The organism is Clavibacter phaseoli (genome assembly GCF_021922925.1).
Lineage (GTDB): Bacteria > Actinomycetota > Actinomycetes > Actinomycetales > Microbacteriaceae > Clavibacter > Clavibacter phaseoli.
This window is the reverse complement of the sequence record NZ_CP040786.1, coordinates 861,922-882,881: the sequence shown is the minus strand read 5'-3', so window position 1 is coordinate 882,881 and position 20,960 is coordinate 861,922. Positions and strand designations below refer to the sequence as shown.

21 protein-coding genes and 4 tRNA genes are annotated in these 20,960 nt (G+C 72.1%); 5 read left to right on the top strand and 20 right to left on the bottom strand.

From position 1 onward, the window contains the following. Positions 1-31 precede the first annotated feature (31 nt). Positions 32-640 carry a type IV toxin-antitoxin system AbiEi family antitoxin gene (locus FGI33_RS04135; RefSeq protein ID WP_119434407.1) on the top strand — a complete coding sequence of 203 codons (609 nt, stop codon included), beginning with the start codon at positions 32-34 and terminating at the stop codon, positions 638-640. On the opposite strand, the gene FGI33_RS04130 is transcribed toward FGI33_RS04135, so the two are convergent. The 16 genes from FGI33_RS04130 to FGI33_RS04055 all read right to left on the bottom strand — a co-directional run bounded on the left by FGI33_RS04130 (position 627) and on the right by FGI33_RS04055 (position 14,655). Next, positions 627-2,876 carry a RelA/SpoT family protein gene (locus FGI33_RS04130; RefSeq protein ID WP_119434408.1) on the bottom strand — a complete coding sequence of 750 codons (2,250 nt, stop codon included), beginning with the start codon at positions 2,874-2,876 and terminating at the stop codon, positions 627-629. The genes FGI33_RS04135 and FGI33_RS04130 overlap by 14 nt on opposite strands. A 102-nt stretch (positions 2,877-2,978) precedes the next feature. Continuing rightward, positions 2,979-3,338 carry a rhodanese-like domain-containing protein gene (locus FGI33_RS04125; protein WP_119434409.1) on the bottom strand — a complete coding sequence of 120 codons (360 nt, stop codon included), beginning with the start codon at positions 3,336-3,338 and terminating at the stop codon, positions 2,979-2,981. Continuing rightward, positions 3,335-4,345, bottom strand: a complete 1,011-nt coding sequence (gene secF, locus FGI33_RS04120) for a protein translocase subunit SecF (protein ID WP_119434410.1) — start codon at positions 4,343-4,345, stop codon at positions 3,335-3,337. Before secF ends, FGI33_RS04125 begins: the two co-directional genes overlap by 4 nt. Beyond that, a complete protein-coding gene (secD, locus tag FGI33_RS04115) occupies positions 4,345-6,171 on the bottom strand; it encodes a protein translocase subunit SecD (RefSeq protein ID WP_119434411.1) in 1,827 nt (608 codons plus the stop codon). The genes secF and secD overlap by 1 nt, the downstream gene beginning before the upstream one ends. Positions 6,172-6,299: 128 nt before the next feature. Next, entirely contained in the window at positions 6,300-6,683 is a 384-nt protein-coding gene (gene yajC, locus FGI33_RS04110; protein WP_237582305.1) for a preprotein translocase subunit YajC, read from the bottom strand. 76 nt (positions 6,684-6,759) lie between these two features. Beyond that, positions 6,760-7,839 carry a Holliday junction branch migration DNA helicase RuvB gene (ruvB, locus tag FGI33_RS04105; protein WP_237582304.1) on the bottom strand — a complete coding sequence of 360 codons (1,080 nt, stop codon included), beginning with the start codon at positions 7,837-7,839 and terminating at the stop codon, positions 6,760-6,762. After that, complete coding sequence (gene ruvA / locus FGI33_RS04100; RefSeq protein WP_237582303.1) at positions 7,836-8,495, bottom strand: Holliday junction branch migration protein RuvA; 660 nt, start codon at positions 8,493-8,495, stop codon at positions 7,836-7,838. Before ruvA ends, ruvB begins: the two co-directional genes overlap by 4 nt. Positions 8,496-8,511: 16 nt before the next feature. Further along, positions 8,512-9,120 carry a crossover junction endodeoxyribonuclease RuvC gene (ruvC, locus tag FGI33_RS04095; RefSeq protein ID WP_119434145.1) on the bottom strand — a complete coding sequence of 203 codons (609 nt, stop codon included), beginning with the start codon at positions 9,118-9,120 and terminating at the stop codon, positions 8,512-8,514. A gap of 51 nt (positions 9,121-9,171) precedes the next feature. After that, a complete protein-coding gene (locus FGI33_RS04090; protein WP_119434141.1) occupies positions 9,172-9,939 on the bottom strand; it encodes a YebC/PmpR family DNA-binding transcriptional regulator in 768 nt (255 codons plus the stop codon). Between the two features lie 77 nt (positions 9,940-10,016). Then, a complete protein-coding gene (pdxT, locus tag FGI33_RS04085) occupies positions 10,017-10,646 on the bottom strand; it encodes a pyridoxal 5'-phosphate synthase glutaminase subunit PdxT (RefSeq protein WP_119434140.1) in 630 nt (209 codons plus the stop codon). Further along, positions 10,636-11,538, bottom strand: coding sequence for a pyridoxal 5'-phosphate synthase lyase subunit PdxS (gene pdxS, locus FGI33_RS04080; RefSeq protein ID WP_086513245.1), 903 nt, complete (start codon positions 11,536-11,538; stop codon positions 10,636-10,638). The genes pdxT and pdxS overlap by 11 nt, the downstream gene beginning before the upstream one ends. Positions 11,539-11,551: 13 nt before the next feature. Beyond that, positions 11,552-12,136, bottom strand: coding sequence for an HIT family protein (locus FGI33_RS04075; protein WP_182623273.1), 585 nt, complete (start codon positions 12,134-12,136; stop codon positions 11,552-11,554). Positions 12,137-12,138: 2 nt separating this feature from the next. After that, positions 12,139-14,193 (bottom strand): threonine--tRNA ligase, encoded by a 2,055-nt coding sequence (gene thrS / locus FGI33_RS04070; protein WP_119434139.1) that lies wholly within the window; start codon positions 14,191-14,193, stop codon positions 12,139-12,141. A 181-nt stretch (positions 14,194-14,374) separates the two neighbouring features. Further along, positions 14,375-14,449: transfer RNA gene (locus FGI33_RS04065), tRNA-Val, on the bottom strand. Between the two features lie 13 nt (positions 14,450-14,462). Next, a tRNA-Cys gene (locus FGI33_RS04060) sits at positions 14,463-14,533 on the bottom strand. A gap of 50 nt (positions 14,534-14,583) precedes the next feature. Beyond that, positions 14,584-14,655: transfer RNA gene (locus FGI33_RS04055), tRNA-Gly, on the bottom strand. A 280-nt stretch (positions 14,656-14,935) separates the two neighbouring features. Between FGI33_RS04055 and FGI33_RS04050 the strand changes: the two genes are divergently transcribed. After that, a tRNA-Val gene (locus FGI33_RS04050) sits at positions 14,936-15,008 on the top strand. Between the two features lie 43 nt (positions 15,009-15,051). On the opposite strand, the gene FGI33_RS04045 is transcribed toward FGI33_RS04050, so the two are convergent. Further along, positions 15,052-16,011, bottom strand: coding sequence for a sugar-binding transcriptional regulator (locus FGI33_RS04045; protein ID WP_119434138.1), 960 nt, complete (start codon positions 16,009-16,011; stop codon positions 15,052-15,054). 109 nt (positions 16,012-16,120) lie between these two features. Between FGI33_RS04045 and FGI33_RS04040 the strand changes: the two genes are divergently transcribed. After that, positions 16,121-17,881: a glycerol-3-phosphate dehydrogenase/oxidase gene (locus tag FGI33_RS04040; protein WP_119434143.1), complete on the top strand. Its 1,761-nt coding sequence runs from the start codon at positions 16,121-16,123 to the stop codon at positions 17,879-17,881. Positions 17,882-17,988: 107 nt separating this feature from the next. Continuing rightward, a complete protein-coding gene (locus FGI33_RS04035; protein ID WP_119401694.1) occupies positions 17,989-18,480 on the top strand; it encodes a glutathione peroxidase in 492 nt (163 codons plus the stop codon). A gap of 43 nt (positions 18,481-18,523) precedes the next feature. On the opposite strand, the gene FGI33_RS04030 is transcribed toward FGI33_RS04035, so the two are convergent. Beyond that, a complete protein-coding gene (locus FGI33_RS04030; RefSeq protein WP_119434137.1) occupies positions 18,524-19,039 on the bottom strand; it encodes a mycothiol transferase in 516 nt (171 codons plus the stop codon). A gap of 91 nt (positions 19,040-19,130) precedes the next feature. On the opposite strand from FGI33_RS04030, the gene FGI33_RS04025 reads away from it, so the two are divergent. After that, entirely contained in the window at positions 19,131-19,547 is a 417-nt protein-coding gene (locus FGI33_RS04025) for a YchJ family protein (RefSeq protein ID WP_119434136.1), read from the top strand. A 25-nt stretch (positions 19,548-19,572) separates the two neighbouring features. On the opposite strand, the gene dhaM is transcribed toward FGI33_RS04025, so the two are convergent. Next, positions 19,573-20,307, bottom strand: coding sequence for a dihydroxyacetone kinase phosphoryl donor subunit DhaM (gene dhaM, locus FGI33_RS04020; RefSeq protein WP_237582302.1), 735 nt, complete (start codon positions 20,305-20,307; stop codon positions 19,573-19,575). Beyond that, complete coding sequence (dhaL, locus tag FGI33_RS04015) at positions 20,304-20,957, bottom strand: dihydroxyacetone kinase subunit DhaL (protein ID WP_237582301.1); 654 nt, start codon at positions 20,955-20,957, stop codon at positions 20,304-20,306. The genes dhaM and dhaL overlap by 4 nt, the downstream gene beginning before the upstream one ends. Between the last annotated feature and the right edge of the window lie 3 nt (positions 20,958-20,960).

Below are 20,960 nucleotides of genomic sequence, written 5' to 3'. Positions count from 1 at the left end.
GTGTGGCGGCGCGCGATGGCATGGTGCGCGCATGCCACCCCGCCTCGCGCCCGTCCTGTCCGTCCTCGACCTCCCGCTCGCCGAGCTCTGCTCCGCCCGCCTCGACGGCGAGGTGTACGAGGTCGACGCCTGCTACTCCCCCGTCGACGAGCTGGCCTCGCCCTGGCTCCGCGCCGCGGCGCTCGCCGCGCAGGTCCCCTCGCGGCTCATCGCCGAGCGGTCGACGGCCGCGTGGGTGCACGGCGCCGTCCGCACCCCGCCGCGCACGCACGAGTACTGCGTCGACAGCGTCGCGCGCTGCCACCCGCCGGCGCTCCGGAACGTGCGCATCCGCGAGGTCGTGCTCGACGAGCGCGACACCGTCGTGCTGGCCGGCCTCCGCGTCACGACCCCGCTGCGGACGCTGTGCGACATCGCGCGCACGGTCGCCGACTTCACGCCGTCCCACGAGGCCGCCTGCCTCGGCCTGCTGGCGCTGCCCGGGGTCACCGAGGCCGCCGCGCGCGACCACCTCGCCGCGTCGGGCGCGCTGCCCGACAAGCGCCGCGGCCTCACGCGCCTCGACGCCCTGGCCCGCCGCAGCGGGTCGTCGGTGCCCGCGGAGGGCGGGGGCGCAGCGGATCCGGTCAGCCGCCGTTGACGCGGTACACGTCGTACACGGCGTCGATGCGGCGCACCGCGTTGAGCACGCGGTCCAGGTGCGTCACGTCGCCCATCTCGAAGACGAAGCGGCTGATGGCCAGGCGGTTGGACGACGTCGAGACGGACGCGGAGAGGATGTTGACGTGGTGCTCCGACAGCACGCGCGTCACGTCGCTGAGGAGACCCGACCGGTCGAGCGCCTCGACCTGGATGTGCACCAGGAACAGGCTCTTGGACGACGGCGCCCACTCCACCTCGATCATGCGGTCGGGCTCGGCGCGCAGCGAGTCCACGTTGTGGCAGTTGGCCTGGTGCACGGAGACGCCCGCGCCCCGGGTCACGAACCCGATGATCTCGTCGCCCGGCACCGGCGTGCAGCACTTGGCGAGCTTCACGAGGATGTCGGGAGCGCCGCGCACGAGCACGCCGGAGTCGCTGTTGCGCGAGACGCGCGAACGCTGCGTGACGGCGAAGACCTCCTCCGCCTCGCCGCCGCTGTCGCCCTGGATGGACGAGAGCACCTTCTCGATCACCGACTGCGTGGAGACATGGCCCTCGCCGACGGCGGCGTAGAGCGCCGCGACGTCGTCGTACTTCATGCTCTGCGCCACGTCCGAGAACGCGTCCTGGTTCATGAGCTTCTGCAACGGCAGGTTCTGCTTGCGCATGGCGCGGGCGATGGCGTCCTTGCCCTGCTCGATCGCCTCCTCGCGCCGCTCCTTGGTGAACCACTGCTTGATCTTGTTGCGCGCGCGGGCGCTCTTGACGAAGGCGAGCCAGTCCTTGCTCGGACCGCTGTCGGGGTTCTTCGACGTGAACACCTCGACCACGTCGCCGGTGGTGAGCGGGTTCTCGAGCGGCACGAGACGCCCGTTCACCTTCGCGCCCATGGTGCGGTGGCCCACGTCCGTGTGCACGGCGTACGCGAAGTCCACGGGCGTGCCGCCGGCCGGGAGGCCGATGACCTTGCCGTGCGGCGTGAAGACGTAGACCTCCTTCGCGCCGATCTCGAACCGCAGCGAGTCCAGGAACTCGCCCGGATCCGCCGTCTCGGACTGCCAGTCGGAGATGTGCGCGAGCCAGGCGAGGTCGGTGTCCCCCTGCGGCGACACCTCGGCGGCGCGCCCGCCGTTCATGCGCTCCTTGTACTTCCAGTGCGCCGCGACGCCGAACTCCGCGCGCTGGTGCATCTCGTGCGTGCGGATCTGGATCTCCACCGGGCGGCCCTTGGGCCCGATCACGGTCGTGTGCAGCGACTGGTAGAGGTTGAACTTCGGCGTGGCGATGTAGTCCTTGAAGCGCCCGGGCACCGGCGTCCAGCGGGCGTGGATCGCGCCGAGCACGGCGTAGCAGTCGCGGAGCGAGTCGACCAGCACGCGGATCCCGACGAGGTCGTAGATCTCGTCGAACTCGCGACCGCGGACGACCATCTTCTGGTAGATCGAGTAGTACTGCTTCGGACGCCCGGCGACCTTGCCCCGGATCTTGGCGGCGCGCAGGTCGTCGTTGACGCTGTCGATCACCTGCTGCACGAACTCCTCGCGCTGCGGGGTGCGCTGCTTCACGAGGTTCTCGATCTCGACGTAGATCTTCGGGTAGAGCACGGCGAACGAGAGGTCCTCGAGCTCCCACTTGATGGTCGAGATGCCGAGGCGATGCGCGAGCGGCGCGTAGATCTCGAGGGTCTCCTTCGCCTTGCGCTCGGCGGACGCCGACTCGACGAAGCCCCACGTGCGCGCGTTGTGCAGGCGGTCGGCGAGCTTGACCACGAGCACGCGGATGTCCTTCGACATCGCGACGACCATCTTGCGCACCGTCTCCGCCTGCGCGCTGTCGCCGTACTTGAGCTTGTCGAGCTTGGTGACGCCGTCGACGAGCATGGCGATCTCGTCGCCGAAGTCGTGGCGCAGCATGTCGAGCGTGTAGTCGGTGTCCTCGACCGTGTCGTGGAGGAGCGCTGCCGCGAGCGTCTTGGGGCCGATGCCGAGGTCCGCGAGGATCTGCGCCACGGCGACCGGGTGGGTGATGTACGGCTCGCCGCTCTTGCGCTTCTGGCCCTCGTGCGCGCGCTCGGCGACGGCGTAGGCCCGCTCGATGAGGCTCATGTCGGCCTTGGGGTGGTGCAGGCGCGCGGTGCGGATGAGCTGCTCGACGGCGCCGGCGGGCTGCGCCCGCGAGAAGAGGCGCGGCACCAGGCGCCGGAGGGAAGCCGTGCTCGAGGTCGTCTCCGTCATCGTTCAGCCTCCCAGGCGTGTGCTGGAGACCAAATTATCACCGCGCCCGAGCGCTCCCGACCACGGGCCGGCGGGCGGCGTCCGGGGCAGCCCAGCCGCGGCTCAGGCGACGCGGCCGGGCTGCCCGTCGTCGGTGACGACGTCGCCGCCCATCTCCGACCAGGCGTGCATGCCGCCCGTGATGTTGGAGGCCGCGAACCCGCCGCGGAGGAGCGCCTGCGTCGCGAGGGAGGAGCGGTGCCCGGAGCGGCAGATCACGGCGATGTGCTGGTCGGTCGGGATCTCGCCGACGCGGGCCTCGAGCTCGCCCATCGGGATGTGGTGGGCGACGGCCGAGTGCCCCGCCTCCCACTCGTCGGGCTCGCGCACATCGAGGAGCCAGGACTCCCCCGTGGCGGTGCGGGCCTTGGCGGTGGCCGCGTCGAGGTCCTCGGGGACGCCCGCGCCCTGCGCGCTCGTCACGACTCCACCGCCACGGCGGCCCGCTCGGCCTGGGCCCGGCTGGCGGCCGCGGCCGCCAGCGAGTCGCCGCGCTTCACCTTCGGCTCCCCCTCGCGGAGGTGCGCGTAGAGCGGGGCGGCGATGAAGATCGTCGAGTAGGTGCCGACGATGATGCCGATGAAGAGCGACAGCGCGATGTCGCGCAGGGTGCCGGCGCCGAGCACGACGGCGCCGATGAACAGGATCGACCCGACCGGCAGGATGGCGACGATCGACGTGTTGATCGAGCGGACCAGGGTCTGGTTCACCGCGAGGTTCACCGACTGCCCGAAGGTGCGCCGGGACTCCTGCCCGTCCTCCGCGGTGTTCTCGCGGATCTTGTCGAACACCACGACCGTGTCGTAGAGGGAGTACCCGAGGATCGTGAGGAAGCCGATGACGGCGGCCGGCGTGACCTCGAAGCCCGTGATGCCGTAGATGCCCGCGGTGAGGACGAGGTCGTGCAGCAGCGCGATGATCGCGGCGACCGACATCTTCCAGGTGCGGAAGTAGACCGACATGACCACCGCGGCCAGCGCGAGGAACACGACCAGACCCCAGAGCGCCTGGCGGGTGATGTCCTGGCCCCACGACGGTCCGATGAAGGACTCGGTGACGCTGGACGTCTCGACGCCGTAGGCGGTCGCGAGCGCCTGGCGGACGGCGGTGCTGTCCGCGGGCTCCAGCTGGTCGGTCTGGACGCGGACGCCGTCGGACCCGACGGACGAGACGCGGGCCGGCACCGGCGTGACGGTGGCGACCGCCTCGCTCGCGATGTCCTGCGACTGCGACTGCACGCCGCTCACCGTGTACTCGGATCCGCCCGTGAACTCGATGCCGAACGTGAAGCCGCCGCGCAGGAGCGGGCCGAGGACGGACACCAGGATGCAGATCGCCGCGATGGAGTACCAGAGCCGGCGGCGGCCGACGATGTCGAACGAGCGCTTGCCCGTGTAGAGGTCGTTGCCGAACTCGGAGAAGCCAGCCATCAGTCGTCCTTGCTCGTGTCGTCGGCCCGCGGCGCGTCGATCGTCGCGGTCTTCGTGGATCCGGTCGCCTGGCCCTGGGCGGCCTTGCGCTCGGCGATGGTCTGCCGGCGCGCCGCCTCCTTGGCCGCCGCGGCGTTACGCCCCGCGGTGGCGGTGGGGGTGCGGAACGTCGCGCGGCCGCGGTACACGGCACCGAGCGCCCGCGGGTCGAGCCCGCTCATGCGGTGGCCCTCGGCGAAGAACGGCCGGTTCGCGAGCAACTGGAGGATCGGGTGCGTGAACAGCGACACGACGATGAGGTCGATGATCGTCGTGAGCCCGAGCGTGAGCGCGAAGCCCTTGACGTTGCCCACCGCGAGGATGAAGAGCACCGCGGCCGCCAGGAAGTTGACCGTGTCCGAGGCGATGATCGTGCGCAGCGCGCGCTTCCAGCCCTGCTCCACCGAGGAGACGAGGCCGCGGCCGTCGCGCAGCTCGTCCTTGATGCGCTCGAAGTAGACGATGAACGAGTCGGCCGTGATGCCGATGGCCACGATGAGCCCCGCCACCCCGGCGAGCGACAGCCGGTACCCCTCCCGCCAGCTGAGCAGGGTGATGAGGAGGTAGGTGATCACGGCGGCGATCACGAGCGACGCGATGGTGACCGTGCCGAGCACCCGGTACTGCACCAGCGAGTAGAGCACCACGAGCACGAGGCCGATGAGGCCGGCGATGAGGCCGCTGGTGAGCTGCGAAGACCCGAGGGTGGCCGAGATGACGTCGGAGCTCTGCAGCGTGAAGCTGAGCGGCAGCGCGCCGAACTTGAGCTGGTCGGCCAGCGCCTTGGCGCTCTCCTGCGTGAAGTTGCCGGTGATGGACGGCTTGCCGTTGGTGACGACGCCCTGGGTGACCGGCGCGGAGATGACCTCGTTGTCGAGCACGAACGCGAACTGGTTGCGCGGCGACTCGAGCGTGATGAGGCGCGTGGACATGTCGCCGAACTGCTGGGTGCCGTCGCCGTCGAAGACGAGGTTGACCGACCACGTGCCGGTGCTGACGCCCTGGCTGGACTGCTGGAGGCCGCTCGTGGCGTCGGAGATGGTGCTGCCGTCCACCTCGACCGGGCCGAGGACGTACTTCGCGGCGCCGTCGTCGGAGCACGCGATGATCGCGCGGTCGGCGGGAGCGGCCTGGCCGTCGGACTCGGGGGCGGTCGCGCAGTCGTAGGCGGCGAACTCGGCCTGGAGGCGCGGCGTGACCCAGGAGACGTCGCTCGGGCCCGTGGGCTCGGCGGTGGGCTCGTCGGAGAGGGTGGAGGGATCCGGCGTGGCCTCCGCGGCGGGCGTCTCGGCAGCGTCGGTGGATCCGTCGGTCGGCGTGGTGCCGTCGGTCGGCGTCGATCCGTCGGTGGCCGTGGGGGTGGGCGTCGCGGCGACCGACGCCGTGCCGGCCGCGCCGATGAGGACGGGCCGCAGCTCGAGCTTCGCCGAGGACTGCAGGCGCTGCATGGTCGCCGCGTCGGGCTCGCCCGGCAGGCTCACGACGATGTTGCTGCCGCCCTGCGTGGTGATCTCCGCCTCGGACACGCCGCTCGCGTCGACGCGCTGGCGGATGATCGACACCGCCTGGGCGAGCTGCTCGCTCGTCGGCCCGGAGGACGCGCCGTCGAGCTGCGGCGCGAGGATGATCTGCGTGCCGCCCTCGAGGTCGAGCGCGAGCTTCGGGGTCCAGGACCCGTTGCTGAACGCCACGCTGGCGGCGTTGCCGCCGGCGAGGAGGCCGATGATGACCAGCAGCCAGATGAGCTTGCGCCTGGCCTTGCGTACCGGTGTGGGCGACTTGGCCACCTGGACACTCGACTTTCTTCGCGGTGGGCCGGCGGGATCCGCGCGGCGCTCCGGATGGAGGGGGGAGCGGGGCCGGGCGGGGAGCCGCCCGGGAGGGGCGGGCGACCGGTGGCCGCCCGCCCGGAGGATCAGGAGCGCGCGGTGGGGGCGTCGCCGTCGTCGAGGCGGCGCGAGGCGTCGCTCGTGCCGGTCTCGTCGACCACGTCGGCGGCGGGAGCCTCGTCCACGAGGACGGAGGCGTCGTCGGCGACGGTGGGCTCGACCACGCGGGCGATCGTCTGGCGGTGCAGCTTCAGCACCGTGCCGGGCGAGACCTCGAGGTAGGCGAGGTTGTTCTCCTCGTCGAAGGAGACGAGCGTGCCGTAGATGCCGGACGCGGTCATGACCTCGGCACCGGGGACCATCTGCGTCTGCAGCGCGGCCAGGTCCTTCTGGCGCTTCCGGCTGTTGCGGAACATGAAGAAGATGAGCAGCGCCAGGACGGCGAACATGATCAGGGTGAACGGGTCCATGCGGGACGGGCCTTTCAGGTGCTGGGAGGTGACGGACACGACGAACCGGCGACGTTCCGCGGGAGGCCAGCTTGAATCATAGTTCATCGCCGAAGAGGGCCCCGGCGGCGCCCGGCGCACCCGGCGAGCGGGCGGGAGCGCCGGGGACGGCGGGGGCCTCGAGGCCGAAGTGCGCCCACGCCGCCGGCGTCGCGACGCGGCCGCGCGGCGTGCGCGTCACCAGCCCGATGCGGACGAGGAACGGCTCGACGACCGACTCGATCGTCTCCGCCTCCTCCCCCACCGACACGGCGAGGGTGTTGAGCCCGACGGGTCCGCCGCCGAAGCGCGTGAGGATGCCGCGCATGACGGCGCGGTCGAGGCGGTCGAGGCCCAGCGGGTCCACGTCGTAGAGATCGAGCGCCGCGCGCACGGACGCCAAGCCCGCCTCCGTGCCGTGCACGAGGGCGTAGTCGCGGACCCGGCGGAGCAGGCGGTTCGCGATCCGGGGCGTGCCTCGGCAGCGTCCCGCGATCTCGGCGACGGCCTCGTGCTCGATCTCCAGGTTCAGCATGCGGGCGGCGCGCTCGATCACCTGCTCGAGCTCGTGCGTCTCGTAGAACTCGAGGTGCGCGGTGAAGCCGAAGCGGTCGCGGAGCGGGCTCGGCAGCATGCCCGAGCGCGTCGTCGCGCCCACCAGGGTGAACGGCGACAGCTCCAGCGGGATGGAGGTCGCGCCCGCGCCCTTGCCCACCATGATGTCGATGCGGAAGTCCTCCATGGCGAGGTAGAGCATCTCCTCCGCGGAGCGCGCCATCCGGTGGATCTCGTCGACGAACAGGATCTCGCCCGGCACCAGCGCCGACAGCACGGCCGCGAGGTCGCCCGCGTGCTGGATCGCCGGGCCGCTGGTGAGCCGCAGGGGGCGGCGGCTCTCCTCGGCCACGATCATGGCGAGCGTCGTCTTGCCGAGCCCGGGCGGGCCCGCGAGCAGGATGTGGTCGGGCGAGCGGTTCTGCATCGCGGCGGCCGTGAGGAGGAGCTCCAGCTGGCCGCGCACCTTGACCTGCCCGACGAACTCGGACAGCGACTTCGGGCGGAGCGCGCCCTCGAACGCGAGCTCGGCGTCGGACTCCGGGACGGGGCTGGACGCGTCGCCGTGCGCGAGGCCGCTCACCGGTCGGCCGCCCGGCCGGCAGCGGAGGCGCCGACGCCGGAGGTGCCCGCGGGCTGCTGCGGCCCGAGCATCCCGAGCGCCACGCGCAGCAGGCGGGGCATGTCGGCGGGCGCGCCCTGCTCGGCGGCGGCGGCCGCGGCGTCGTCGACCGCGGTGCGGGCGACGCGCTCCGACCAGCCGAGGCCGATGAGTGCCGTGACGACGTCGGCCGTGACGGTCGACGCGGCGGACGCCGCCGAGCGGGCGCGCGGCTGGGTGACGAACAGCTTGCCCGCGAGCTGCAGCACGATGAGCTTGGCGGTCTTCGGCCCGATGCCGGAGACGCGGCGGAACGCGGCGTCGTCCTCGGCCGCGACGGCCTGGGCCATCGCCTCGGGATCCAGGTGCTCGAGCACCGCGAGGGCCGACTTCGGGCCGACGCCCGTGACGCCGCAGAGCAGCTCGAAGGCCCGCAGCTCGTCGGGCCCGGGGAATCCGAACAGGGTCAGCGAGTCCTCGCGGACGACCAGCGAGGTGAGCACCGTCGCCTCGGATCCGTGCCGCAGCTCGAGCGCGTGCCGCGGCGTCACGGACACGCCGTAGCCCACCCCGTGCACCTCCAGCAGGAGGGTCTGGCCGGAGACGGACAGCACGGTGCCGCGGAGGGAGGAGATCACGCCCCAACCCTACGAGCTAGCGCCGACCCCGCTGCGCACGCTCGGCCGCGAGCCACGCGGCCTGCGCCGCCGTCGGTCCCGCGCCCGCCGAGGTGCCCGCGGCGGCCGTGCGCGCCGCCGGCTCCGGGGTCCCCGCGATGCCGGCGCGGGACATCCCGGCGCGCCAGCCGGCGCAGATCGCCAGGGCGAGCGCGTCGGACGCGTCGGCGGGCGTCGGCAGCTCGTCGAGGCCGAGGATCCGCGCGACCATCGTCGCCACCTGCCTCTTGTCGGCCTGGCCGTACCCGGTGACGGCGGCCTTGACCTCGCTCGGCGTGTGGAGGGCGACGTCGAGGCCCCGCCGCGCCGCGCCCACGAGGGCGACGCCCGTGATCTGCGCCACGCCCATCACGGTCGAGAGGTTGTCCTGCGCGAAGACGCGCTCGATGGCGACGACGGACGGCCGGTGCCGGTCCACGAGCTCCTCGATGCCGTCGCCGACCGCGAGCAGCCGGTGGTGCAGCTCGGCCGTCGGGCTCGTGCGGACGACCTGCACGTCGACGAGCCGGGCGGACCGGTCGGCGTAGACATCGACGACCCCCACGCCGCAGCGCGTCAGGCCGGGGTCGATCCCGAGGATCCGCACGGACGGGCCGCTGGCCGCCGCGCCGCTCCCCCGCACCCCGGCGATGAGGGCCTACTCCTCGTCTTCGTCGTCCAGCGCGGCCTGCACGTCGGCGGGCACGTCGCTGTTGACGTAGATGTTCTGGACGTCGTCCAGGTCCTCCATCGCGTCGACGAGCTTGCTCACCTTGCGCGCGGTCTCGAGGTCGACCTCGACCTTGACCTGCGGCACGAACTCCACGTCGGCGGAGTCGTAGTCGATCCCCGCGTCCTGCAGCGCCTGGCGGACGGCGACCATGTCGGACGGCTCGCACCGGATCTCGAACACCTCGCCGTGGTCGGTCACGTCCTCCGCGCCCGCGTCGAGGACCGCGGTGAGGACGTCGTCCTCGGTCGGCGCGTCGGCGTGAGGCACGGCGAGGACGCCCTTGCGGTGGAAGTTGTAGGCGACGCTGCCCGGGTCGGCCATCGTCCCGCCGTTGCGGCTCATGGCCGTGCGGACCTCGGCGGCCGCGCGGTTCTTGTTGTCGGTGAGGCACTCGACGAGCATCGCGACGCCGTTGGCGGCGTAGCCCTCGTACATGATCGTCTGGTAGTCGACGACCTCCCCGAGCAGGCCGGCCCCGCGCTTGACGGCGCGGTCGATGTTGTCGTTCGGGACGCTGGTCTTCTTGGCCTTCTGCACGGCGTCGACGAGGGTCGGGTTGCCGGACATGTCGGCGCCGCCGATCTTGGCCGCGACCTCGATGTTCTTGATCAGCTTCGCGAACGACTTGGCGCGCCGCGAGTCGATGATCGCCTTCTTGTGCTTCGTGGTCGCCCACTTGGAATGTCCGGACACGGGTGGTTCTCCTTACGCGGCGTCTGCTCGCTGTCAATGATGGACCATCGGGGCCCGCCGCCGGCGGACCGAAGGGGTCAGAGGGTGCGGCCCGCGTCCTCGACCATGTCGAGGAAGAGGCGGTGGAACCGGAGGTCGCCTGTGACCTCCGGGTGGAACGAGGTGCCGAGGAGCGCGCCCTGCCGCACGGCGACGACGCGGCCGTCGTCGAGCGAGGCGAGGGCCGAGGCGGCGGGTCCGACCGATGCCACCACGGGCGCGCGGATGAACACGGCGTGCACGGGCGGGTCCCCCAGCTCGGGCACGTCGAGGTCGACCTCGAACGACGCCGTCTGGGACCCGAACGCGTTGCGCCGCACCGACACGTCGAGGCCGCCGATGCTCCGCTGGTCGTGGATCGCGTCCACGATCTCGTCGGCCAGCATGATGAGCCCCGCGCACGTCCCGTAGACGGGCAGGCCGTCGTCGATGGCGGAGCGGAGCGGCCCGGCGATCCCGAACTGGCGCGACAGCTTGTCCATCACCGTGGACTCGCCGCCGGGGATCACGAGCCCGGAGATGCCGGGGAGGTCCTTCGGCTGGCGGACGAGCCGCGTCCGGGCGCCGAACTCCTCGAGCACGCGCGCGTGCTCGCGGACGTCCCCCTGCAGCGCGAGGACGCCGACGAGCGGACCGTCGCCCTGCTGCTCCGCGGTGCTACCAGCCACGCTCGGCGAGGCGGTGCGGGGCGGGGACGTCGGCGACGTTGATCCCGACCATGGCCTCGCCCAGCCCGCGCGACGCCTCGGCGATGGCGTCGGGGTCGTTGAAGAGCGCGGTCGCGGTGACGACGGCCTTGGCGCGCGCGACCGGGTTGCCCGACTTGAAGATGCCGGATCCGACGAACACGCCGTCGGCGCCGAGCTGCATCATCATCGCGGCGTCCGCCGGGGTGGCCACGCCGCCCGCGGTGAACAGGACGACGGGCAGCTGGCCGGTCGTGGCGACCTCGAGCACGAGGTCGTACGGCGCCTGCAGCTCCTTCGCGGCGACGTAGATCTCGTCGTGCGTGAGGGCGCTGAGCGCGCGGATCTCGGACTTGATGGTGCGGATGTGCTTGGTGGCCTCGGAGACGTCGCCCGTGCCGGCCTCGCCCTTGGAGCGGATCATGGCCGCGCCCTCGGTGATGCGGCGGAGCGCCTCGCCGAGCGTGGTGGCACCGCAGACGAAGGGGACGGTGAAGCCCCACTTGTCGATGTGGTTCACGTAGTCGGCCGGGCTCAGCACCTCGGACTCGTCGATGTAGTCGACCTCGAGGGACTGGAGGACCTGCGCCTCGACGAAGTGGCCGATGCGGGCCTTCGCCATGACGGGGATGGAGACCTCGGCCTTGATCTGGTCGATGAGGTCGGGGTCGCTCATGCGGGCGACGCCGCCCTGCGAGCGGATGTCGGCGGGGACGCGCTCGAGAGCCATGACGGCGACCGCTCCCGCGTCCTCCGCGATGCGCGCCTGCTCGGCGTTGACGACGTCCATGATGACGCCGCCCTTGAGCATCTCCGCGAGTCCGCGCTTGACGCGGCTCGAGCCGACCTGTCCGGGGGTGTTGGTGTCAGTCATTGTGATCCCTATCCTATTCACCCGCGGGGGCGGGCCAGGCTGCGGCGATGGATGCGCGCACGTCGCCCAGCAGCTGCGGCAGCGCCTTGGTCTTCGCGATGATCGGCAGGAAGTTCGCGTCCTGCCCCCACCTCGGCACGATGTGCTGGTGCAGGTGCTCGGCGATGCCGGCGCCCGCCACCTGGCCCTGGTTCATGCCGATGTTGTAGCCGTCGTTCCGCGACACCTCGCGCACGACCCGCATGGCGGTCTGCGTGAGGGAGCCGATCTCGGCGACCTCCTCGGGGGTCGCGAGGTCGTAGGTCGCGATGTGACGGTACGGGCAGACGAGCAGGTGGCCGCTGTTGTAGGGGAAGAGATTGAGCAGGACGTAAGCATGCTCGCCGCGCGCGACGATGAGCGCGTCCTCGTCCGTCATCGACGGCGCGATGCAGAACGGGCACTCGTCCCGGTCCGGCTGCTGCCCCTTCTGGATGTAGACCATGCGGTGCGGGGTCCACAGGCGCTGGAACTCGTCGGGCACGCCCGCGAGGTGGCCGGGGTCGTCGACCCGCACCTCGCCGCGCTCGTCCTCTCCCCCGGACTCGTGGTCCGACATCGTCAGACGGGCCACGCGGTCACCACCTGCTCGCGTCGGGCGATCGCGCCCGTGATCCGCTCGACGGCCTCGGCCACGGGCACGCCGTTGACCTGCGTGCCGTCGCGGAAGCGGAAGCTCACGGATCCGGCCGCGCGGTCGTCCTCGCCCGCGATGAGCTGGTACGGCACGCGGGCCTTGGTGTGCGTGCGGATCTTCTTGGGCATCCGGTCGTCCGAGGTGTCGAGCTGGACGCGGACGCCCTCGGCGCGGAGCCGGTCGAGCACGCCGCCGAGGTACTCCTCGTAGTCCTCGGCCACGGGGATCCCGACGACCTGCACGGGCGACAGCCACACCGGGAACGCGCCCGCGTAGTGCTCGGTGAGCACGCCGAAGAAGCGCTCGATGGAGCCGAACAGCGCGCGGTGGATCATGACCGGCTGCTTGCGCGTGCCGTCGTTCGCCGTGTACTCGAGGCCGAAGCGCTCGGGCAGGTTGAAGTCGAGCTGGATGGTGGACATCTGCCACGTGCGCCCGATGGCGTCCCGCGCCTGCACGGAGATCTTCGGACCGTAGAAGGCGGCGCCTGCGGGATCCGGCACGAGCTCGAGGCCCGTGTCGACGGCGACCTGGCGGAGCGTCTCGGTCGCCTCCTCCCAGACCTCGTCGGATCCGACGAACTTCTCCGGGTCCTTCGTGGAGAGCTCGAGGTAGAAGTCGTCGAGGCCGTAGTCGCGCAGCAGCGACAGCACGAACTCGAGCGTGCCCTTCAGCTCGTCGGCCATGCGCTCGCGCGTCGTGAAGATGTGCGCGTCGTCCTGCGTCATGCCGCGGACGCGCGTGAGGCCGTGGATCACGCCCGACTTCTCGTTGCGGTAGACGGTGCCGAACTCGAACAGGCGCAGCGGCAGCTCGCGGTACGAGCGCTGGCGCGACCGGTAGATGAGCACGTGCATGGGGCAGTTCATGGGCTTGAGGTAGTAGTCCGCACCCTGGCGGGTGATCTCGCCCTCGTCGTTCCGCGCCTCGTCGAGGTGCATGGCGGGGAACATGCCGTCCTTGTAGAAGTCGAGGTGCCCGCTCGTCTCGAACAGGTTCGACTTCGTGATGTGCGGAGAGTAGACGAACTCGTAGCCGGCCGTCTCGTGCCGGCGGCGCGAGTAGTCCTCCATCTCGCGGCGGATGATGCCGCCCTTGGGGTGGAAGACCGCCAGGCCGGAGCCGATCTCGTCGGGGAAGGAGAAGAGGTCGAGCTCGGCGCCGAGGCGGCGGTGGTCGCGCTTGAGCGCCTCCTCGATGCGGCCCTGGTACGCGCGCAGCTCGTCCTTGGTGGGCCATGCCGTGCCGTAGATGCGCTGCAGCTGCGGGTTCTTCTCGGATCCGCGCCAGTAGGCGGCGGCGACGCGCGACAGCGCCCAGCCGTTGCCGACCATGCGCGTGCTCGGCAGGTGCGGGCCGCGGCACAGGTCGCGCCAGAAGACCTCGCCGGTCTTGCCGTCGACGTTCTCGTAGACCGTGAGCTCCGCTCCGCCGACCTCGACGGACTCGCCGTCCTCGCCCAGCTCCTCGCTGGATCCGCCCTTGAGGCCGATGAGCTCGAGCTTGTACGGCTCCGCGGCCATGAGCTCGCGGGCCTCCTCCTCGGTGACGACGCGGCGCGTGAAGCGCTGGCCCTGGCGGACGATGCGCTCCATGTTCTTGGAGATGGCCTTGAGGTCCTCGGGCGTGAAGGGCTCGGCGACGTCGAAGTCGAAGTAGAAGCCGTCCGTGACCGGCGGCCCGATGCCGAGCTTCGCCTCCGGGTTGATCTGCTGCACGGCCTGCGCCATGACGTGCGCCGCGGAGTGGCGGAGGATCGCGAGGCCGTCGGGCGAGTCGATGCGGACGGGCTCGACGACGTCGCCGGGGGCGACATCGGCCGCGAGGTCCTTCAGCTCCCCGCCGATGCGCATGGCGACCACGGCGCGGTCGGAGAAGAGCGTGAACCCGGTGCCCGCCTCCGTCGCCTCGACCGGCTGCGCGGTCGGCTCCGCGGGCGCGGCCTCGTCGTGGATCTCGGGCTGGGCGGCGTCTACCACTGCGGGCTCCTTGCGGGACGGGGAGGGAACCGATCCAGACTACCGGCGCGCGACGGGCGCCCATCGACGCCAGGAGCGCGGATCGCCTCGCCGGCGGTCCGAGGCGGGCGGGGGCCTCCGGGGCGTCCGGGGAGGACGGCCCGGGAAAAGCAGAAGGCCCCGGTCTCCCGGGGCCTTCTGGTGGTGAGCGATACTGGGATCGAACCAGCGACCTCTTCCGTGTCAGGGAAGCGCGCTACCGCTGCGCCAATCGCTCATGCACTTGCTCGAGGTGGGGACGGGATTTGAACCCGCGTGGACGGCTTTGCAGGCCGCTGCCTCGCCTCTCGGCCACCCCACCACCGGTGGTTCCCACCTTGTGAAAGGGACCCCCTTCGGGGCCCCTGTTCGAGCGGATGACGAGATTCGAACTCGCGACCCTCACCTTGGCAAGGTGATGCGCTACCACTGCGCCACATCCGCATTTCGCTCGCTCGCCGCCGGCTTCCCGGCGACCCTGCGTGCTCGATGACTCTAGCCGATCTCCTGGCGCGGGTGCAAAACGACGCCCGCCCGAGCACCCTCGGCGCGGTGCCCACGCGCCGTTCTCCCCGTGTTCACGCGGATCGGGTGGACGCGGGCTCGACCGCGCCCCGGGCGTGTCGCGACGGCGCCCGCCCGAGGTGGCATGGCCGCCGCCCCGTGACCGCGACCGGTCCCGCGGTATGGCATCATGGATCCGCACCGTCCGCGGTGCGAGCACGGGCGATTGGCGCAGTTGGTAGCGCGCTTCCTTCACACGGAAGAGGTCATCGGTTCGAGTCCGGTATCGCCCACCGAAGCAGTCACCTCCCCCGTACGCCGGGCGGATCCGTCGCGTCACGCGAGCAGCGCGCGCGCCGTCCCCTCGTCGAGCACGATGTCCGTCACGAGCCCGGCGGCCAGCGCGCCCCGCACGCTGCGCGCCTTGGACGCCCCCGCGACCACGCACACGCGTCGCGGCGCCTTGCGGATCGTCGCCAGGTCCGGTCCGCTCGCCCGCGCGTTGATGGCGATGTCGGCCGACGACCCGTCCTCCCGGAAGAAGACGGTGGAGACGTCGCCCACGACCCCGTCGGCGTCGAGCGCGCGCTGGTCGGACCGCTCGAGGTAGCCGCCCGAGTAGACGTGGCTCGGCACGAGGGCGACCGGGGACCCGACGCCGAACAGCACCATGTCCATCCGCTCCTGCAGCTCGAGCACGCGCTTCGTGCTCCGCTCGCGCCAGAGCGCCAGCTTCGTGGCCGGGTCGTCGAAGAACGCCGGCACCGGGAACTGCTGCACGGTCGCGCCGTACGCCTGGCCGAACCGCCGCAGGATCTCGCTCGCGTACATGATCCCCGTCGTGCGCACGTTGCCCGCCCCGTTGAGCTGCACGACGAGCGTGTTGTGCGTCGGCTTCGGCACGAGGTACCGGCTCACCGCGCTCACGGTCGAGCCCCACGCGACGCCGACGACCATGTTGGAGTCGACGTACTGGGTGAGCATCCGTGCAGCCGACAGCGCCACCCGGTCCACGCGGTCGACGTCGCTCGTCTGGTCGGGCACCGGCACCACGTGCGCGACCACGCCGTAGCGCTCGTGCAGCTGCTCCCCCAGCACCGTCGCGAGGTCGAGCGGCGAGCGGATCTGGATGTCCACGAGCCCCGTCTCCCGGGCGAAGGAGAGGAGCCGGGACACCGACGAGCGGCTCGTGCCGAGCTCGCTCGCGATCGCCTCCATCGTCAGGTCCTGCATGTAGTAGAGGTGCGCCGCGCGGAGGGCGTCCTGGGTGCGCTCGTGCGCGATGCCGTCGACCATCCGGTCATGCTTGCACATCCGTGCACGGGCTACCGATGATCCGTTCGCGGGCAGATGATGGATGCAGAGCACGCGCACCACGCACGCACTGAACAGAGAGAAGCCCCTCGTGACCACGTCGAAGAAGACCGACCTGCGGGACAACGTCGCCCGCATCCACGACCGCCCGAGCGCGAAGGTGCTCGTCATCGGCGGCGGCATCAACGGCATCGCGACGTTCCGCGACCTCGCGCTCCAGGGCGTCGACGTCGTCCTCGTCGAGCGCGCCGACTACGGCTCGGGCGCCTCGGCGGCGAGCTCGCACATGATCCACGGCGGCATCCGCTACCTCGAGAACGGCGAGTTCCGCCTCGTCCGCGAGTCGGTCGAGGAGCGCAACGGCCTGATCCGCATCGCGCCCCACTACGTGAAGCCGCTGCAGACGACCATGCCGATCTTCTCCACCTTCTCCGGCATCCTCAACGCGCCCCTGCGCATGCTGACCCACAAGCAGCGCTCCACCAAGGAGCGCGGCGCCCTCCTCATCAGCGTCGGCATGACGCTGTACGACTCCTTCTCGCGCGACGGCGGCTCGGTCCCGCGCCACCGCTTCCGCGTCGGCAAGGCCGCCCGCGAGGACATGCCCGCGCTGAACAAGGACGTCAAGTTCACCGGCACCTACTACGACGCCTCCGTGCACGAGCCCGAGCGCCTCGCTCTCGACGTGCTGAAGGACGGCCTGGCCGCGGGCGACCACGCGCGCAGCGCCAACTACCTCGAGGCCGTGGGCGTCGCCGACGGCGGCGTGAAGCTGCGCGACGTGATCTCCGGCACCGAGTTCGTCGTCACGGCCGACGTGGTCGTCAACGCGTCCGGCCCCTGGACCGACCTCACCAACGAGGCCATGGGCGGCGAGACGAAGTTCATGGGCGGCACGAAGGGCTCGCACATCGTCGTCGACAACGCCGACCTGCTCGAGGCCACCAAGGGCCGCGAGATCTTCTTCGAGAACAACGACGGCCGCATCGTGCTCATCTACCCGCTCAAGGGCCGCGTCCTCATCGGCACCACGGACATCGACGCGGACCCGAGCGAGCCCGCCGTCTGCACCGAGGAGGAGGTCGACTACTTCTTCGACCTCGTCAAGCACGTGTTCCCGCAGATCGAGCTGAACCGCGACCACATCGTGTACCGCTACTCGGGCATCCGCCCGCTGCCGCGCCACGAGGACACGGCGCCCGGCTTCGTGTCGCGCGACTACCGCATCGTCGAGACCGAGATCGCGGGCCTGGGCGGCAGCAAGGTGCTGAGCCTGGTCGGCGGCAAGTGGACGACGTTCCGCGCGCTGTCCGCGCACCTCTCCACGGAGGCCACCACGCGCCTCGGCGTGGAGCGCTCGGTCGACACGACGGGCATGCCCATCGGCGGCGGCAAGGACTTCCCGTCCTCCAGCACCGCCCGCGCCCGCTGGATCGCGACCCAGGCCGCCCGCGCAGAGGGCATCGGCACCGAGCAGGTCGACCGCCTGCTCAACCGCTACGGCACCCGCGCCACGAGCGTCATCGACGTCCTCTCCGGACAGCCGTCGACGCCGCTCGCGACCGACCCGCAGCTGACACGCGCCGAGATCGCGTACTTCGCCACGCACGAGGACGCGGTGCACCTCGCCGACGTCGTGCTGCGTCGCACGAACCTCGCGTTCGTCGGCGGCGTGACCCACGAGATGCTCGCGGAGATCGCGGACGTGCTCCAGGACGCTCTCGGCTGGACCGGCGAGGAGCGCGACGCGGAGATCCAGGACACCGTCGACACGCTGCGCACGTACCACGGCGTCGACGTGGGCGCGACGAAGGTGGCCGCGGACGCGACCGTCACGGAGTTCGCCAACTAGCAGCGCCAGGCGGATCCGATCCGCACCCGGGAGGCCGGTCGCCGAGAGGCGGCCGGCCTCCCGTCGTCCCGGGAGCCGCTGTCAGCGGACGGGTCTACGTTCGGGCCATGACGCATCCCCGGCTCGACCCGATCCCGCTGACCACCCTCCAGGGCGAGGACACCACCTTCGGCGCGTACGCCGACAAGGTCGTGCTCGTCGTCAACGTCGCCTCGCGCTGCGGCCTCGCCCCGCAGTACGAGAAGCTCGAGCAGCTGCAGCGCACCTACGGGGAGCGGGGCTTCACGGTCATCGGCTTCCCGAGCAACCAGTTCCTGCAGGAGCTCGGATCCGCGGAGGCCATCGACGAGTACTGCTCCACCACCTGGGGCGTCACCTTCCCGATGATGGAGAAGGTCAAGGTCAACGGGCGCTCCGCGCACCCCGTCTACGCCGAGCTGACGAAGACGCCGGACGCCGAGGGGAAGGCCGGGCGGGTGAAGTGGAACTTCGAGAAGTTCGTCGTCACGCCGTCGGGCGCCGTGCACCGCTTCCGGCCCACGGTCGAGCCGGACGCGCCGGAGATCGTGTCGCTCATCGAGGCCGAGCTGCCCGCCTGAGCGCGGTGACGGCCTGCGGGCGCGCGTCGACGCGCGTCCGTCGTCAGCGGCGACGGGCCACGAGGCCCGCGAGGTACGACGCCTGGCCGGCGTGCTGCAGGTCGTCGGAGAGCACGCTGACGAGGCGGGCGCCGAGCGTCACGGGCGGGGTCCAGTCCGCGTCCACCACGCGGTCGAGCTCCGCGTCGTCGAGGCCGGCGAGGTAGGAGAGCGTGGCGGACTGGACGGCGTCGAGGTAGCCGAGCAGCAGCTCGGGCGTGACGCCCTCGAGCGACGCGACGTCCTCGGGCGACTGCCCGTACCCCGTGGCCGACTCGTCGAACGGGAGGGCGAAGCGCCCGGCCCATCCCCCGGTGGTCCAGGTCTGGTCGCGGCCGGCGACGTCGGCGACCTGGGCGTCCTGCACGCGGGCGAGGTGCCAGACGAGCCAGCCGATGGAGTTGGCCTCGGGATCCGGACGGAAGGCGAGCTCGTCGGCTTCGAGTCCGTCGACGGCGTCGCGCACGATCTCGGCGATGCGCCCGTAGGCGTCCACGAGCAGGTCGGTGGCGGGGGTCATGGTGCTCTCCTCGGATCGTGGATCGAGCGGGTCCGCGTGGGCGGCCGCTCCCCCATCCTGCTCCGGGTCGCCGCCGTGGGAGGCTCGGGGCATGACGCGCCTCTCCCCCGACGCCCCGTGGTCGACGCCCGATGACGACGCCTGGTGCCCGTGCACGAGCGGCGATCCGTACGGGTCGTGCTGCGGTCCGCTGCACCGGGGAGACGCCGAGGCGCCGACCGCCGAGCGCCTCATGCGCTCCCGCTTCGCCGCCTACGCCCGCGGCGACGCGGCGTACCTCGCGCGCAGCTGGCACGCGTCGACGCGCCCCGGGGAGATCGACCTCGACCCGTCCGTCCGCTGGTTCCGGCTCACCATCCACCGCACCGCGCTCGGGGGTCCCGACGACGCGACGGGCGTCGTCGACTTCGAGGCGTCGTTCCGGCACGACGGCGAGCGCGGCAGCCAGCGCGAGGCGAGCCGCTTCGTCCGGCAGGCGGGATCCTGGGTCTACCTCGACGCCCCCTGATCGCCCCGCTGCAGGCAGCCGCTCGTCAGGCCTCCCCGAATCCGGACTCGATCAGCTCGACCAGCGCGGTGACGGCCTCCTCGGCGTCGTCGCCCGTCGCCTCGATCACGACGTGCGCGCCGCGGGTCAGGCCGAGCGCCATGACGCCGAGGAGCGACGCCGCGTTCTGCCCGTTGACGGTCACCGCGGCGGAGTAGGCGGACGCGCGCGTGACGAAGTCGGCCGCGGGCCGGGCGTGCAGGCCGTCGCGGTTGACCAGGGTCGCCTCGCCGCGGACGGTGCCCGCGCCCGACGCGGGAGCGGGTTCCGTGCCGTCGGCGCCGGGATCGGCGGCGAGCCCGGCGTCCGCGTCCTCCGCGGCGTCCGCGCTCGCGGCCGAGGCGGCGGCCGCGGCCACGTCCTCGAGGGAGCCGCCCGTCTCGGCGGCCACCGCGGCGGCCACCGCGCCCTCCACCAGCGGGGCGCGCACCACGACGACGCGCGCGGCGGCGTCCTCGTCGAGCATGTCGACCGCGGTCTCGGCCGTGAGGTACGCGGATCCGAGGTCGGCGAGCACGACGACGCCGTCGCCGCCCTCCGCCTCGGCGAGCGCCGCGGAGACCACGTCGAAGCTCGTGCCGATGCCCGCGTCGTCGCGCGTGCCGTCGCCGGATCCCCCGGCGGGAAGGAGGGCGACGGTCGGCGCCATCTGGCGCGCGAGGTCGACCAGCCCGTGCGCGATCAGGGCGCTGTGGGAGACGAGGACGATGCCGACGCTCACGATGCCGCCCCCTCGGCGGCGCGGGCGGTCTCGGCCGCGGCGCGCAGGAGGAGCGCGGACGACTGCGCGCCCGGATCGCGGTGGCCGATGGCGCGCTCGCCCAGGTACGACGCGCGCCCCTTGCGGGCGACGAGCGGCTCCGTCGCCTCCGCCCCGCGCGCGGCGGCGTCGGCGGCGGCCTCGAGCGCGTCAGCCGGCCCGGATCCCGCGTCGGCGGCCGCGCGCGCGGCCTCGGCGGCGGGGCCCCACGCGTCCACCATCGTCTTGTCGCCGCGCTCGGCCTTGCCGCGGAGGACGATGCCGCCCACCGCCGCCTCGAGGAGGTCGGCGATCGCGGACGCGTCGAGGTCCGCGCGGCCGGAGACGGCCGCGGAGGCCTTGAGGTACGCCGTCCCGAGCAGCGGGCCGGACGCGCCGCCGACGGTGGAGATCAGCGTCGTGGCCACGGTCTTGAGCGCATCGGCGGGAGCGGCGTCGGGCGCGAGCCCGCCGAGCCGCTCCGTGACGGCGCCGAACCCGCGGTCGAGGTTCTCGCCGTGGTCGCCGTCGCCGATCTCGCGGTCGAGCGTGATGAGCTCACCGCGCTGGTCGGCGACGACGCGCGCCGCCTCCGTGATCCAGGCGACGACCCATCCGGTCCCGAGTGCCATGAG